Source organism: Prevotella sp. KH2C16 (assembly GCF_900113305.1).
In the GTDB taxonomy this organism is placed as follows: Bacteria; Bacteroidota; Bacteroidia; order Bacteroidales; family Bacteroidaceae; genus Prevotella.
Genome location: NZ_FOOW01000035.1, coordinates 1 through 16,178, shown reverse-complemented (window position 1 = coordinate 16,178; position 16,178 = coordinate 1). Strand labels below are relative to the sequence as shown.

Genomic DNA, 16,178 nt, shown 5'->3' with positions numbered 1-16,178 from the left:
AAGGCTTGCCTGTACGTAATTGCTCGGCTGCCAACTTGTAATCTATTTCTTCGTTTGCCATCTTAAAATAAACGTGTTAAACTACTTTTTTATTGATGCCTGACACAGTTTACTTTACACTCTCACGCAGTAACTACATTTGCCTTTCTTCTTTCACCGCTTTATTACGGTTAAAAAGGGAATTATATGCTGTTTGTTATTTGCCTGACTATCCTCTGAAGCACGCTTTCATTGCTTACAAGTATAGATGCCGTGCCCACCATTCCGCTGATAATTTTATACCTGCAATCCGTTATCCTTACCTGTGCCGTGAACACGCTGCCTGCTGCCGTTTGTCGGGGGGTATGCGATGTGGCTGTTATCATACCATTGGCTGTTCCGTATGTTTCTGCATCGTAGCCCTCAACTTCGATGTTTGCAGTCATTCCTCTCGCTATTATATTCACGTATTTATAGGGAATGTCTATTGTGCCTTGACGGGCATTTGTCATCTGTACCTTTGCACTGATGGTTTCGGGATAAGGTATAAAGTATGCCCCCCCCAGCAGTCCCAATATCACAATGGTGATAATCGTGATGCCATAGCGTACAATTTTTGACGGTATCTCTCCAATGATGTGCCTTACCTTCTCGCTGCGGAGTTCTATCTTGTCGTCTGCCATAGTTGTTTTGCCTTTCTAAATGTCAGTTGCCCAATTCCAATTGATTCTTTACGAGGTTATAGTATGCGCCTCGCTTCGATGTGAGTGCTTCGTGATTGCCGATTTCCACCACCTTGCCTTTATCCAACACTACTATTTGGTCGGCATTCTTCACCGTACTTAGTCTATGTGCCACGATAACTACTGTCTTGCCTTTGTAGAACTCGTCAAGATGCTCCACAATCATGCGCTCGTTGTTGGCATCGAGCGAGTTGGTGGCTTCGTCAAGGAAGATATAGTCGGGATTCTTATACACTGCCCTTGCTATCAGAATACGCTGTTTCTGTCCCTGACTCAAGCCTACGCCATCGCGACCTATCTTTGTGTTATATTTTAAGGGCAGCCCCATCACATAATTATGAATACAGGCAATCTCGGCAGCTTTCTGCAACCGCTCCTTGTCAATTTCTCCATCATCTACGGCAATGTTCCTTGCAATGCTCTCGGAGAATATCACACCGTCCTGCATCACCACGCCACACTGTCTTCGCCACCACTTCTTGTTTAGGGTGTTTACATCGGTTTCTCCAATGGTGATTTGTCCGCCCAACACAGGATAATAGCCCAGCATCAGTTTGATGAGCGTTGTCTTTCCGCTTCCCGACGCTCCGACAATGGCAGTTACCTTTCCTTTGGGGATTGTAAGGCTTACATCATCAATGATAGTTTTCAGTGCGTGCGGATCGTACTTGAAGTTTACGTTTTCAAGTTCTATGCCTTTGTTTTCTTCTTTTACTGCCATTTCCAATCCCTTCTTTCCGTTCTCATCATCCATGCGGTGTATCTCATTGATACGCTCAAGGCTTATCTTCACATCCTGCACAGAGTAGAAGAAACTCATCAGCTGCTCAACGGGTGAGTTGAGTTGTCCGATGATATACTGCACGGCAAGCATCATACCGAGCGTGAGCTGTCCGTGAATGACTGCCGTTGCCGCCACCACCGTAATTACGATATTCTTCAGTTCGTTGATGAAGATACTGCCAGCCTCCTGTGTCTGCTGGAGTTTCAGCGATTTCATCTGCACCCCGAAGAGGTCGGCTTGTGTATCTTCCCACTCCCAACGCCTGCGCTGCTCGCAGTCTTGCAGCTTTATCTCCTGCATGGAGGTGATAAACTCATAGGTTTTGTTGTTGTTGATGGCTTGCTGCTCAAAGAGCTCATAGTCCAGCACCTTTCTGCGACTGAGGAAGAGCGCAAGCCAACCGCCATAGAGCAGACTACCGAGCATGAAGATGGTAAAGACAAGCCAATTGTAGGACAGTAGCACTATGCTGAACACCACAAAAGTAAAAAGCGAGAAAACGATGCTGAGTGTCTGCTGTGTCAGGAACGTATTTACACGGCTGTGGTCTCCCATACGCTGCATAAGGTCGCCCATCAGCTTGGTGTCGAAGAACGACATCGGTAACTTTAAAAGCTTGATTAAGAAGTCACTCACCAACGAGATATTGATGCGCAGTGAGATGTGAAGCAAAAGCCAACGACGGATAAAGTCGATGGCGGTACGGCTCACCGTAAGCATCAGCTGCCCTAAGAGTATCAACCATATAAAGCCGATGTTTTGATTCTTGATGCCCACATCCACAATGGATTGCGTGAGGAAAGGCAAGATAAGCTGTAGCAGACTGCCCACAAGTAAGCCTAAGACTATCTGCCCGAAGTACTTGCGATATTGTTTGATATAGCCAAAGAGGAATTTGAACGACCGTTCTTCTGTTGACATATTCTCTGCCTTTCTTTCATAAAAATAAGGTGTAGTGGAAAGAAACATAACTATTCCTTTTTCAATTCCTTCGACTTCTGTACTTATCCAATGTTTTCTAAAATCTTTTATATTGTATTTGATCAGTCCATTACCAGGATCTGCTACATAAAAAAAATCTTTGTAAAACTTATATAAAACGACAAAGTGATTTTGATTCCAATGAAGGATGCAAGGGTGTGTGTTTCTTTTTAAGTCTTCCATAGAAGTTTGGACACATTTTGAGCGAAGCCCCAAATTTGTCGCTGCTTCTCGCAAACTAAGCATGGACACTCCTTCTGTAGTTGCAGAGCATAACTTCGACAGAGAATTGAAAGAGTATTCTCTGCCGAAAAATTTACAAACCATCTTTAAACATGCAATTCCACACTCCATAGAATCATGTTGTTTATAATATGGAAAATGCCACATTGCTATAGTCGATTCTTAACGTCCTCTCCAGCACCTGTCCCCTTGTACTTACTGTGGGTAGCATTTATCTTATAGGTAACTGTAATAGAGAATTTACGAGTATCTAAGAATTTTCTCAATGACATTTCACGAATGTCGTTTTTAAGAGTCATAGTAGATTTTGCTGTATTGAGCAAATCTTCGCATTGCAATTTTATACTCCATTTATCATGTGCGAATGCTTTATACAAACCAAGGTCACACTGCCATGTGTTACCTATATACATGTTTTCCGCATTACCACTGGTACGCCATGAAAAGTCTGCATTCAGCCAAGCGTCGAAGGGAAGATTATAGGCATTGTTGAATCTGAGGATGCCCATAGGCTTATTCAACTTCAAATCCTCACCTCGGTACTTGATGGTGAGAAATTGCTGCCTGACGGCAACCATCAAGCTGGGATGGTATTTTCCAAAAGAAGGAGACACGTTGATCATTCCAGAGAGTTCACTATATCCATTAACATTTTGCTTCTGTATTAAAGCTATTTCAGGGCTTTCACCATATTGGTTATATACGGACATCATATAATCCTTCACGTGTGTATAGTTTGCCATCAATGTAAGCCATTTATAGTTAGCCATTAATTCCACATAGTCACGAATAGAAGGACGCAAGTTCGGATTGCCTGACTGATAGGTGTATCTGTTGATATATTGGACATTGCTACTCAACTGACTGAAAGCTGGGCGAGTAATCTTGCGAGAATATGATAACCGTGTACGCACGTGTCCAATGGGCATGGACAGCATGGCAGAAGGGAATAAATGATGATACTCTCTACTTTGCTCGTCCATCTTCACTCCATTCTCAAAATAGTTACTTACCACATACTCATAGCGTAATCCAGCAGAAACATTAATCTTGCCCAAAGTTTGTCGTATCTCCGCGAAGCCGGCGCCATTAGTTTCTTTGATTTTCGAGTGGAAATCATTGATATATTCTACTCCGCTCTCATATTCGTCCGTTCGATGAAGAAAACTCCACTCCGCTCCAAAAGCAAGCTGTCCTTTCCAAACAGGATAGGTAGCAACGGCTTTTGCTGCATACAACTTGTTATTAATGTCATTTTGAGTGGATATTGTGCGGTTTTCAAGCGAAGTTGCCTTTTCTGCTACATCCTGATGTGTATCTGCGTTATTCCAAAGAGCATCCATATTGAGGGCAATTCCCCATTTACCCATCTTGCCCGAATAATATCCAGATACTAAATGTCTTCTGTTATGAGATTTTTCCTCACTTTCGGTACTAAGCTCATTATTTAAAATTTTGTCGACTTCCAAAGCTGTAAAGGAATTATTCCTCGTCTTTGAAGGCAGATACGAAAAGTCGTAGAGAATACCAACAGAATGATTTTCGTTGAACACATAATTGAGACCTAATTTTCCAGTAAGCATGTTGGATTTTGCATAACGTTTTGCATCAGTCATTTGATATAACAAATTTGACGGGGCATAGGTATATTGCTGCGAGATATTTTGCTGACGGAACTTGTTACGGTCATACCCTACCATACCAAATATATCTAACCCATGAAGGCGATAGTTGAAGTTTAGCTCTTCTTTGCCATATAAATAATGTGTCAGTCCCATTTGGGTACGGCTATCCATACTGAAGCCTTCTCCAACAGGTTTGAGCGTTTTGATACGAATAACTGCATTTACCGAGGCATCGTATTCTGCACCAGGAGTGGTGACTACCTCTACATCCTTAATTTTATCAGAAGCTAATTGATCCAGCTCTGCTTGATTTCTCATCAGTCTTCCATTAATGTAAATGATTGGCGCTCCTTTTCCCAACACCTCTATCCCATCATTTGACTTAATCACACCAGGTGTTTTACCTAACACTTCCCTTGCACTGCCAGAATGGGCTAATGATGATCCTTGAACATGAGTAACTAAAGCGTCATTTTTGAGTTGAGTTATGGGACGGGAACTTTTCACTATCACTTCTCCAAGCATGGTCGTATCCTCAACCATGAGTATGGTACCGACATGACCATCAGTACATTTTTTATAGATTGTCTGATAACCTATTAATGAGACTTTAAGGATAGCTTCTCTCTGCTCAGAGTTGATGACAAATTCTCCCTTGTCATTACTAACAGCACCTTGTATAAAAGAAGAGTCAGCGTGATTCAGAAGGCAAACATTTGCATAGGGCAAAGGTTCTCCAAAGGCATTGATAGTTTTACCTTTGAAAATTTGTGCATTTACTGAGATAGAAAGAAAACACGCAACTGCTATAAGTATGTTTGTTCTATGTTTCATTTTTTATCAATTATTAATAATTGGCATAATAACATCTTTCGTATGCGCCTGTCAATGGTCTCGGCATCTTTTGATAGGACTCCTTTCAAAATATCAATTATTCTAAAATTCTCATTCCTTTCAAACATTGTATTGATAAATTTTAGAGGGCCAACTATAGGATACTCGTCCATTCTCAAATGACCTGTAGCAACAATTTTGGGAAAAATAAAATACTTGCATGGTTTATAAGCAACCCATATTTTTTGACAGTCTTTGATTGTGAAAGTATAATTGGATTCTATCATAAATCCCATGTAATTTACACGTAGTGGCAAATCATAAAGTACAGAGTCCTCTTCTTTCAATGCTTCAAGAGTATATTCTATATTGCTATGCTCAAAATGAAGAATATTGTCAAAAGAATAATGCTGTAACAGTGATTTTTTATATTTTTCCTTTTCTACTTCAAAGCTTAAAATTTCTTCAAGAAAATCTAAACTTGTTTTACCCTGTTTATTCCCTTCAAGAAATGAAAACTTAGATCCTTTGGTATATTCTTCCATAAACCATAGCGTTTTATGGAAGGGATGCGTTATATCTATCATAGGTCAGACTTTAGAATTAAATCATAGTATTTCGGATAATATCGCCAGAGATGATATGCAATAAATTCTCCAATATGAAAATCTTTCTTATAAAAGGCAAGAGCATGTACATAGTATTGCTTATTGGGAATAAGTTCTACTTCTCCCAATTCTCTAAACTGATCATCTATATTGTGAAAAAGAAATTCAACATTTCTCTTATATGTTTTACACATGCAAGAAAAGAGGTACTGCTCAAAAACGGTATTAAACGTTTCTGGGATGTGGAAGGAGCCTATAGCATTCCTATTTCGGTCAATAAAATCTATTGCTTTTCGGGAAAAATCATGAAAGAAAACATAATCATTGCCTCCAATTATACCAGCGTTGGTTTCATTATAAAAGCCATCTAAATCTGATATTTCATGAGGAAGATAAATAGCTTTCTGTTTCACATCGTCTATAACATTTTTGTTGAATCCGTAATTAATTTCCTCATGTTGTCCTATCAGTTGAGCTTTTTCAATCCTTTTAGGAAATTTCTTCCACAAAAACACATCATTATCTACGTGTATAAATGATTGATCTTGCAAACCATATGTTATAATTTTTCCTATCGCCCATAATTCTTTTGGATAATTATTTATCCTGTCCAATACAACATGAACTTTAGTATAAGGTAGTTTCAATTTCTTTATCAACAAATCGTAACCCACCTCATCCGTATACAATTCGACCTGGTCATAAAAGTTTCTTAACGTAAGACAACTTAGGGCTATGCTCATATAGAAGAAAGAATCTGTACACCAGCCTCCAAGACAGCCATTATCTGCTTTATGTTCAAGCAGCGGTTTTGACCAAAAACTTTGTACGATCTTCATTTTGATTTCATATTTGTGTAAGGACAATTTACATCTGGGAGATACCATTTGTCCTGACCATATTGTTTTATAATCTCTTTATAGCATACCTGTTTTACAGATCGGCATTTTAAAAAATCAGAACAAGAATGACATAAAGAACTGGCAGGAATATCTTCCTGCTTTGTGTTGAATAAACTCAACGCTTTCTGCGAATTCCATATTTCTGTTAAACTTTGCTCCTTTATATTTCCAATGATGAACTTTGGTATCCAATATAACTCCTCGCACATAGTCACCTTGCCATCAGGAAGGATAAACATAGAGGAATAATTGCCACTACAAAGTCCACGTGTGAAGAAGTCCTCTGCTTTCATGTTTTCTGCCAATTGATTTGCCACTTTAGGTCGTGGCGCACGAATAGGAAACGCGACATCATCTTTGATAGAATCTATGAACATCGCAATATTCTCTACTCCTTCATCTGGTATTTCAATGTCTTCATACGGCGTATTTGCATACATAGATTTCCCTGCTTTGTCAATCTTCCACTCCTTAATAGAAGGTATATCTTTTATAAAATTATATATAGATTTGATGTCCTCTATAGAGCCTGTTCGCTGAGAAAGAACTGTATGAATATAAATAGGTATCTTATATTTATCTAAAAGAAGTATTGTCTTCTGAATTTTAGAGGCATAGGATTCGTCTACAAAAAGTGATGTTGCCAAATGTCCACCTATTAAAGAATCCAAAGATACTTGAATATCCTGTATTCCAGCATTCTTTAGTTTAGTCACAGTCGTTTCATGTAAAGGTAACTTTGTCGAAAGGTATGGATGGAAATTATTGGCATGTAATACTTTTAATAATTCATACCACTTATCATATAAGAAAAATTCCCCTCCTATTACATCAAAAGTTCTTACATGCAAGGAAGATGCTTCTTGTATAATTTCCTTTATTCTTTCAAAAGGAATTGTACATGAAACCTTTTGTCGTTTGTCTGCATAACAGTAATGGCATTGGGTGTAACAAATATTATTCACCATCAAGGTTATAGATGAGGGTGTATAATGGCGTCTCATTCCCAAATCAACAGTCTCATATATATAGTTTCTCCATGATAACATCTTCTCCCGATTATATGCTCCAGTTATAAGAGTATTTGGGGGAAAGACAGAGAAACTTCCATTACATCTCACCCTTAAATAAGTGTTGCAATTTAATAAGTCTCTTACAAAATGTTTTAGTAAACTCTCATCAATTCCTATATTTATTTGAATGTCATGTATGACATCCTCTAATTCCCTTCCGTTAAAAAATGATAAAATCATTGCATGGAGAGGATGTATTATAGTTTCGAAAGTTTCATTGATATGTAACTCTGTGTTTCTGCCAAGTTGGGCAGCCATAATGATGGCTCTACCCTTATCAGGTTTTATATAATATAATGGATTAAAAGATATTTTCATAAAGACTTTTTTAAGTGGTCGCCAACATTTAAGCTGGCGACCAGATTAAGCATTAATTACCACAAGGAAGTATAGCAGATGTACTGACAAGAAGAACAACCACATTCTGTCCCACCTTCAATTTCTTCCATTTCTGAAGACAACAGTTCCTTAGCTTCCAAGGAATAGTCATTGTCATGGCTTAAAGATTTGTTTAATTCCATTCTTTTTAGCTTAATGAAAATTGTTAGCCTACTCATTTAAGGCTTTTCGGCATCCGCCTATAAATTCGATAATATTCATATTTTTTAATTGCTGTATAGCTATAAATATTTTACGTTCTTCTTCTGCTGTTAAATTATATCCAAACATCTTTTTAACTTGCTCGAATGAGAAGGTAGTATCGTGGAATTCTTGAATAATAATCTTAACCAACCCTCTTAAAACACCTATTTTGTACGTTACAAATTTTATACAGGTTGGGGTCGATAATAAACTTGGCACATCAACTAACCATTCCCCTGAAGGATTTATTCGTAAATCAACATACGGATTAAGTTTGTACAGATACAATTCCCTATTATATAGAGGGTAGCCATTGTTCAAAACAATCCTTCTAATCCCATTGAATACTTCTTCTGCATCTGAACGTCTTCGAACTGTCAAAGAGCGAGTACTCCCTATGTCTAAGGTTTTCAGAATTTCAGATCTGTTTGCGAGGTACTTGTCCAGTAAAGCCGATTTTTCACAGAAAAGTAACCCTGTAATTCTTTCACCAAAATATGGATTTTTTTTAAGATAACCTACAGGATGGATGTAGTCTGGAGAATTTGTTTTTCGGAAATTTACTAATCCCACATAATCGTCTTTAATATAACCATCCTTAAATAGAGTGGAGACTTTTATGTGCTTATTCTTGGCTAAATTGCAAAAAAGGTTTTGTTCAACAATTGTATTAAATGCAGTAATCTCTTTTATATCCTTGGTTGCACTTAAACGATGGAGATTCTTATCTATTATACTTTTTGCAATGGCATACATTTCTTGAAAAAAAGAAAATTCACTTCCGCCAACAATTCCCATATTATATTCACAAACCTGTTTTGCATTCTCAACACTTAAGATTGCGGGAATTTCATAATTTTTGTTTTTAAGAAGCATATAAAGAGCTTCATTATGTGAAAACTCTTTCTCTTTATGCTGTGCTATAAGTCTTTCTTTTTCGAAAGAATAGACTTTAGATATAATAACATCACCATCAACATGAATAAATGGTTCTTGTTGTAAACTATATGATAAAAGTTTGCCCCAAGTCCATATCTGTGAAAGCTTATCGTCCAAATTATCTAAATCTTCTTTTATAGAATAATAAGGTAATTGTAGAATATCGTTAAAGATATATTTCCCCTTTGCATCTGTAATCAATTGAACACGATTATACTTTTCATGTAGCCTTAAACTGCTAAGTATCCAAGTGATGAACAGATAGTCTGAATCTGCCCATACCATAGTGTCTTTTATCGGTTTTGACCAAAAGCTTTGGATAAACTTCATATAATGGAGGTTTTTAGTTATCGCTCCCAAAATTACAAAAATATTTTGGCTATAATCTAAAAAGGAAGATCTTTTTTGGGGGCAAAATATGTGCAATCGATTACATAAATGGTAGCATGATAAAACTATTTGTACATTCCTATTCCCTGTAGTTCTCCTCCAGCAGCTTTGTCAAATCCGAAGCCTTATAGAGTATCTTCCCTGCAAACTGCGTGTAGGGAAGAACCCTCCTATCCCGATAGTCTTGCAAGGTACGGGGGCTGATATACAGCCTTTCGCACACCTCCTTACCCGTTAGGAAATGTTCACCGTCAAACAGAGGCTTGTGTGTCTGTGCCACTTCCTTGATTCTTTTGCTCACACTGCTGATGGCGGACAACACTACTTGCATCTCGTCCGCATCCATATTCAAATCTCTTACTGATTCCATTGCCTTTTCAGTTTATTTGTTATTTTTGGATCTCACAGATTTCGTTTGTAATAACCGTTCCACGTCCTCAGCCCTGTAATAGCACTTGTGCCCGATTTGGGTAAACGGCAGTATGCCCGTATCACGGTAATGCTGCAAGGTGCGTTTGCTGATGTTGAGCAGTTGGCACACATCTCCGTTGTGCAGCCATTCGGTATGTTTACTCTGTTCTCCAAATGCCCTGTGGCAGGTCTGGGCAAGGGCAAGTATCTCGTCCCTCAGCATTGCCCATTGCTTATCGGTAATGATAAAATATCCCATAGTGTTATATTGATTTATTTATATTTTCCTTTTGCGATTTGCTTTCCGTCGCATATTTCTGCGTGCAAAAGTATGCGGTTCTTTCCTATCTGCAAAGCAGTGGGGAACAGCGAGGAAGAATAGGGAAACCGAAGGAAAAGCGGTTCTCTTTCTTATCTTTTTTCCGTGTCTGGTTTTTTATTTTCTACATCCGTTTTGTCAATGCAATACTTCGCAGATTGGAGCAGATAAACACGTACTTTTCTTACTCATTTTCTATACCTATCCTCTTGCTCTTGGCTTAAATCCTTGTTTTTCTGCTGTTTTCTGTCAGAAATCCGTGCTAAATTCACAGCCAATGAGCGCAACATTATGCAAGCACTCTCCGAATGCTTGGAACTTACCCATTCTCTTGATAACTTCGTTCTTGAAAACAAAAACAAGCATATAATGAAAAAGAACGCAGATAAAGGAAAATCGGAGGGCTACTACAACACGTCCAGACAGAGAAAGACTTCCTCCAAGAATTCGGAGATAGAAGCCTATCTCTCCTCTCGCTATGAGTTCAGATACAACACGGTATTGGGTAGAACTGAATACCGAAGCAAGAACGATGCTCACTTCTCAAAAGTGGGTCGCTATGAAATCAACACGCTCCGCAGGGAGATAGACAACGACATCGGGATAATAACCTCATCGGATAACCTGTACTCCATCATCGAGAGCAGCTTCTCTCCACGCATCAATCCCATACAGGAGTATTTCAAGGCATTGCCATTGGTGGATATAGGCTGTGATGAAGGTAATAGTAATATCTCCTCTCTTTCACTGAAAGCCATTCCCGATTTGGCAAGTTGCGTTATGGTGTGCAATCACGAAAAATGGCTGCCGTATCTCACCAAATGGCTCGTGGCAGTGGTCGCCAACGCAATGGACGACCGTGAGTGCCGTAACCATACCTGCCTCGTGCTGACAGGCGAGCAGGGAAAGTTCAAGACCACATTCTTGGATTTGCTCTGTCCGCCTGCCCTGCACGGTTACAGCTATACGGGCAAGATATATCCGCAGGAAAAGGACACGCTCACCTATATCGGGCAGAACCTTATCGTAAACATCGACGACCAGCTCAAAGCCCTCAACAAACGCGATGAGAACGAACTGAAGAACCTCATCACCTGCCCGATGGTCAAGTACCGCATGCCCTACGACAAGTATGTGGAGGAACACCCACACTTGGCGAGTTTCGTGGCATCGGTGAACGGCAACGACTTCCTGACAGACCCGACAGGCAGCAGACGGTTTCTGCCCTTTGAGGTGCTTTCCATTGATATAGAACGTGCAAAGGCTATTTCTATGGACAGTGTCTATGCGGATGCCAAAGCCCTGCTAAACGCAGGTTTCCGCTATTGGTTTGACGATGATGAGATAGCGGAGCTTTACAGGGAGAGCGAGGATTTCCAAGTGCAGACCGCAGAAACGGAACTTCTGTTGCGCTGCTTCGAGAAACCGACTGATGATAATCCCCATTGCTCCTATATGACCACTACAGAGATTCTCACCTATCTGGGTCTCTATACCCGGCATCCCCTAACTTCCAAACGTATGGGAGAAGCCCTTAAAAGGGCTGGCTTTAAGAAAGTGAGCAAGAGGCGTGACGGTGGCAGTCCCGTCTATGTGTACAAGGTAAGGAAGATACTGCCCTGTCCTTTGCTTGACAGTTGTAGTAGCCTGAAGTAGTAGGGTGTGTAGTATTGTCATGTACTACAATGTAGTGTTGATTATCAATAACTTACAACAAAATAGTATGTAGTAAGAAGAAAGATGAAAAAGTTTGGAGGGGGAAAACTTCGGAAACAAAAAAATAAAGCATAAATATTTAGTAAGACATTATAATTCAATCACTTAAATATTCAAGTAATGAAAGAAGAAGATTTATCAGCAATCAAGCGATACCCCATCGTGGAGTATCTTGAAAGGAAGGGCATCAGACCTGTGCGCAGAACTCCTTCCTATACTATGTACCGTTCACCGCTGAGGGAAGAAACGCATCCGAGCTTCAAGGTGGACACACAGAAGAACCTCTGGATAGACTATGCCGAGGGCAAGGGTGGAAGTATCATAGACCTATGTATGCGTTTGGAGGGCTGTACGCTGTCGGAAGCCATCCGCCACTTAGGGCAGAACGCTCCAGATAAAGGCACATATTGTTTTCGTAATAATTTCACGCAAAATAATTTTCAACCAACGATAGCTGCAAACAGGGCACGGAGACTGATAGAAATATCAGACACCCTGCCGCCATATTTGCAGGAGTACCTTAGGAAAGAACGGTGCATCGATTTGGAAAAGGCTGCGCCATTCCTCAAAAGTATCAACTATGAGGTAAGGGGACAACGCTACCAAGCCATCGGCTTCGCCAATCAATCGGGAGGCTATGAACTTCGGGGCAACCACTCTTTCAAGGGAACGATAGCCCCGAAAGACATTACTCCGATATTCACGGACAGAGCGGAGCCCGTATGTATCTTCGAAGGGTTTATGGACTTTCTTTCCTTCCTTTCAATGAAAGAAGAAATCATCAACCGCTGCCTTGTGATGAACTCCGTGAGCAACGTGGCGAGAACCGCCCACTACTTGAATGACCACAACCTAACGCATATCCGTGCCTTCCTTGACAATGACGATGCTGGGCGGAGAACCGTGCAAGAATTTGTAAGGGCTGGTTTCAAGGTGGAAGATATGTCCGTGTATTACAGAAACTTCAAGGACCTCAACGAGTTTCATGTCAGCCGTGTCCGTGAGCAGGAGCAGCAGAAAGTGCAGGAACGGACACGGGGGTCGGTTACAAAACAAAATCAAAACAGGAAATCAAAGCAAGTCAAACATAAAATGAGATAAGGATATGGAAAAGAAGACAAAGATAACAGACAAAGACTTTTTAAGGTATTTGGGCGTGGAAGATGAAGCAGAGGACGAATCTACTTCACAGGAAGCGACTGCGGTTCCTGAAACAGAAAGACCAACTAACAAGCAGAACACTGAGAATACCATGCACTCCGAACCAGCACGGAACACAGGGAATGCAACCGTTCAAAGGCGCGTCAGTGCCAAGATGAGAAGGGAAACGCTCGAAGCCTACAAACAAGCCTACCTTGTGCCAACCAAACTGAGCAACAGAAAGGCGGTCTATCTGAGCAGGGAGACACAGGAGCGTGCCGACTTCATCGTGCGCAGATTGGGCGACAGGGGCAGCAACCTGTCCAGCTTCGTGGAGAACATCGTGCGCCTCCATTTGGAGGAATACGGTGAGGACATAGAGAAATGGAGAAGATTGTAAATCACAGGAAAAGGGTCGAGGGTTCTCCCGAAAAGGGACGACCTTTTCACTCAAAATCCTCAATCCTTTTTTAGAGAACATAGCAACAGATATTTGCCAAACATAATGAATGATGAGAACACCACGAACGCCGTCAGGCACGGAATGCACGGCATTCACTTTTCGACTGCAAAACGCCTTGTGCGTAAACGTTTCGTTAGCTGACATTGCAAGACGTCAGTTTGTACCCACAAACTGCCCTTGCTCCCCTCGTCAGACTATCGGGGAGATAAGACCGTAATCACTCCGTTCTCATCGGTCAGTATTTAGGAATTAAGGTAATAAATCATCTACAATGATAAACTTTCAAGGAAACTTATATGAACAGATATAAAGGAAAAGCTGCCCGATGGCAGCAACAGGATAAAGAAGAACAGCGGATGAACAAAACGGAGTTCATCAAGGTAAGATGTACCAGTGAAGAGAAGAAACGTATCAAATCAAGGGCGGAAAGCACGGGACGGAAATTCTCCGATTATTGTCGGGAAATACTCCTTAACGGAGAAGTAACAGCCGTTCCCAAGATGACAGACAATGAGAGGGAAGCCATTGCCATTCTCCAACATACAGGAAGGTTCTATGGGCAGATTTCCAATCTCATCAAGCTCAAGGACGAGGATTGGCTACATATCACCAAGAACCTTTCGCTATGTGCCAAAGAGGCATTTAAGCGGTTTTACGACCCGCATTTTCGGGTGGATGATGAAATATATAAGGTCTTAAATCTAACAAGAAATGATAGGTAAATGCAAGGCGATAGCGCACGGAAGCACAGCTTTGGACTATATTTTCAGGGAAGGCAAACTCGGTAGTCGGCTTGCATTCCACAATCTTTGCAGCAGAGATCCAAAGACTATCTATGAGGAAATGAAAGTGGTCAGTAACTACAACAGCCGTTGCAGGAACAAGTTTCTCCGTATCGAAATTGGCATCGCACCGCAGGACGAGAAAAAGCTGTCTGTGTCCGAATATATGTGGATAGCACATTTGTTTGCCAAGCGAATGGGACTTGACAACCACCAATGGGTGGCAGTAACGCACAAGGACACCGATAATAGACACATTCACATAATTGCTAACCGTATCAGTCTGTATGGAGAAGTCTATGATACCACCTTTGTGAGCAATAGGGCTGCAAGGGTGGCAGAGGAAATCAGCAGGGAGAAAGGCTTGACCATTGCAAAAGAGGTCAAGGCAGAAAGGAAACACCAAAAGGAAAAAGCCAGCCCTACAAGAGAGCAAACAAAGCAGCAGGTGCAGAAGATTTGCTACACCTTGCTTGACAAGTACAAAGGAACAGGCGTCACGGGGTATTCCATGTTCCTTTATGAATTGAACAAAAACGACATTACCATAGAGCGTATGAAGAACAAGCAGGGCAAGGTATATGGCTTGAAGTTCTCATACGCAGGGCAATCCTTCAAGGCTTCCGAAATCGGCAGGGAGTTCGGCTACCATTCCTTGCAGAAGAACTTTGAAACAACCAACAAGGAAAAATCAAGGAAACCACATCTAACAGTACAAGAGCCTACAGAAAAGAAAGAACAATCTGATACAGGCTACCAACTTGTACCTCCAAGCCGCTCCTCTATCTCACGAGACAATGATACCTCACAAGTGCAGAATCCCATTGGTGCAGTGGCAGACACCATCGTTAGCGCAGCCGATGAAGCGGTGGAAGGGTTAGGCGATTTAATTACACCAAGTACACAAGGCAATGACTTAACCGAAGCTGCATGGCAGCGCAAACTCAGATACCAAGCTAACAGAAAGAAGAAACGTGGAAGGGGAATATAAACATAGCAGCATACAAAAAGTGCAGAATAAAGAATATCTCATCAAAAACGCTTGTTATTCGGTAACAAAGTATTATCTTTGCAAACGGAATAACAAGCGTTCTTTGTTAGGCAGAAAACAGCGAAGCCAAGTAGCTCGCTCGTTTCTAAATCGTTACCTATTTAGTTTTACCAGCATGGTAACTTCTTTATTTTCAATGAGTTGTATTTTATGAATTATCTTATCCCGCAATCTCGCCGATTTTGTCAGACCGGGAGCCGCCTTTTATATTTCCGCAGGCGGCTGCCGCCATTGCGGGCGGGCGTCTTCCCTTTATTAATACGCGAGTTCGGGATAAGATTACCATGCAAATAGCTCTAATTGTCTTGATTTCTCCACATGCACTGGCAGCGCCTCCGGCTTGTTGTCAAAGAAACAGTAGGCCGCGAGAGCCGAGCATAGGTTCATCATAAAGTTGTGTATGGACCGGTGTCGTGAATGCACGAGGTTGGCCTTGTTCTTGAGCAATTCGTTGATACACTCGATGATGTACCTTTTTCTGAGCATGATCTTGTCCCACATGGGCATGAGCTTATTCTTCATGTTGGCCTTGAGGCCATGCACGAGATGGATGCCCTGGTCGAAGAGATGCTCGAAGAGTGCCTTCTTGATGTAGCCTCTGTCGGCGAACACC

General features: G+C 41.0%; 15 protein-coding genes. 5 read left to right on the top strand and 10 right to left on the bottom strand.

Annotation, left to right across the window (positions count from 1 at the left end):
• Positions 1-182: 182 nt before the first annotated feature.
• From BM114_RS13455 to BM114_RS13415, 9 genes are all read right to left on the bottom strand, one after another.
• A complete protein-coding gene (locus tag BM114_RS13455) occupies positions 183-662 on the bottom strand; it encodes an HlyD family secretion protein (RefSeq protein ID WP_092114202.1) in 480 nt (159 codons plus the stop codon).
• Positions 663-684: 22 nt separating this feature from the next.
• The gene (locus BM114_RS13450; protein WP_092114200.1) at positions 685-2,877 is read right to left on the bottom strand and encodes a peptidase domain-containing ABC transporter; all 2,193 of its coding nucleotides are present in this window, start codon (positions 2,875-2,877) and stop codon (positions 685-687) included.
• Between the two features lie 2 nt (positions 2,878-2,879).
• Positions 2,880-5,189: an outer membrane beta-barrel family protein gene (locus BM114_RS13445; RefSeq protein ID WP_092114198.1), complete on the bottom strand. Its 2,310-nt coding sequence runs from the start codon at positions 5,187-5,189 to the stop codon at positions 2,880-2,882.
• Positions 5,186-5,734, bottom strand: a complete 549-nt coding sequence (locus BM114_RS13440) for a hypothetical protein (protein WP_143089349.1) — start codon at positions 5,732-5,734, stop codon at positions 5,186-5,188. Before BM114_RS13440 ends, BM114_RS13445 begins: the two co-directional genes overlap by 4 nt.
• 38 nt (positions 5,735-5,772) lie before the next feature.
• Complete coding sequence (locus BM114_RS13435; RefSeq protein WP_092114194.1) at positions 5,773-6,636, bottom strand: DUF6734 family protein; 864 nt, start codon at positions 6,634-6,636, stop codon at positions 5,773-5,775.
• The gene (locus BM114_RS13430; RefSeq protein WP_092114192.1) at positions 6,633-8,090 is read right to left on the bottom strand and encodes a radical SAM/SPASM domain-containing protein; all 1,458 of its coding nucleotides are present in this window, start codon (positions 8,088-8,090) and stop codon (positions 6,633-6,635) included. The genes BM114_RS13435 and BM114_RS13430 overlap by 4 nt, the downstream gene beginning before the upstream one ends.
• A gap of 231 nt (positions 8,091-8,321) precedes the next feature.
• Positions 8,322-9,623 (bottom strand): DUF6734 family protein, encoded by a 1,302-nt coding sequence (locus BM114_RS13425; protein WP_092114190.1) that lies wholly within the window; start codon positions 9,621-9,623, stop codon positions 8,322-8,324.
• Positions 9,624-9,762: 139 nt separating this feature from the next.
• Entirely contained in the window at positions 9,763-10,053 is a 291-nt protein-coding gene (locus BM114_RS13420; protein ID WP_092114188.1) for a helix-turn-helix domain-containing protein, read from the bottom strand.
• A 12-nt stretch (positions 10,054-10,065) separates the two neighbouring features.
• Positions 10,066-10,353: a helix-turn-helix domain-containing protein gene (locus tag BM114_RS13415; RefSeq protein ID WP_025067269.1), complete on the bottom strand. Its 288-nt coding sequence runs from the start codon at positions 10,351-10,353 to the stop codon at positions 10,066-10,068.
• A 351-nt stretch (positions 10,354-10,704) separates the two neighbouring features.
• Between BM114_RS13415 and BM114_RS13410 the strand changes: the two genes are divergently transcribed.
• The 5 genes from BM114_RS13410 (at position 10,705) to BM114_RS13390 (ending at position 15,505) form a co-directional block, all read left to right on the top strand.
• On the top strand, positions 10,705-12,069 hold the full coding sequence (locus BM114_RS13410; RefSeq protein ID WP_092114204.1) for a virulence-associated E family protein: 1,365 nt from the start codon (positions 10,705-10,707) through the stop codon (positions 12,067-12,069).
• Between the two features lie 180 nt (positions 12,070-12,249).
• Positions 12,250-13,230, top strand: coding sequence for a toprim domain-containing protein (locus BM114_RS13405; RefSeq protein WP_092114186.1), 981 nt, complete (start codon positions 12,250-12,252; stop codon positions 13,228-13,230).
• Between the two features lie 4 nt (positions 13,231-13,234).
• Positions 13,235-13,669: a DUF3408 domain-containing protein gene (locus BM114_RS13400; protein WP_092114184.1), complete on the top strand. Its 435-nt coding sequence runs from the start codon at positions 13,235-13,237 to the stop codon at positions 13,667-13,669.
• A gap of 359 nt (positions 13,670-14,028) precedes the next feature.
• The gene (locus BM114_RS13395) at positions 14,029-14,454 is read left to right on the top strand and encodes a plasmid mobilization protein (RefSeq protein WP_009752275.1); all 426 of its coding nucleotides are present in this window, start codon (positions 14,029-14,031) and stop codon (positions 14,452-14,454) included.
• A complete protein-coding gene (locus tag BM114_RS13390; RefSeq protein ID WP_092114182.1) occupies positions 14,444-15,505 on the top strand; it encodes a relaxase/mobilization nuclease domain-containing protein in 1,062 nt (353 codons plus the stop codon). Before BM114_RS13395 ends, BM114_RS13390 begins: the two co-directional genes overlap by 11 nt.
• Positions 15,506-15,844: 339 nt before the next feature.
• Here the strand turns inward: BM114_RS13390 and BM114_RS13380 are convergent.
• A partial coding sequence (locus BM114_RS13380) for a transposase (RefSeq protein ID WP_218151483.1) occupies positions 15,845-16,178 on the bottom strand: 334 nt, incomplete at its 5' end.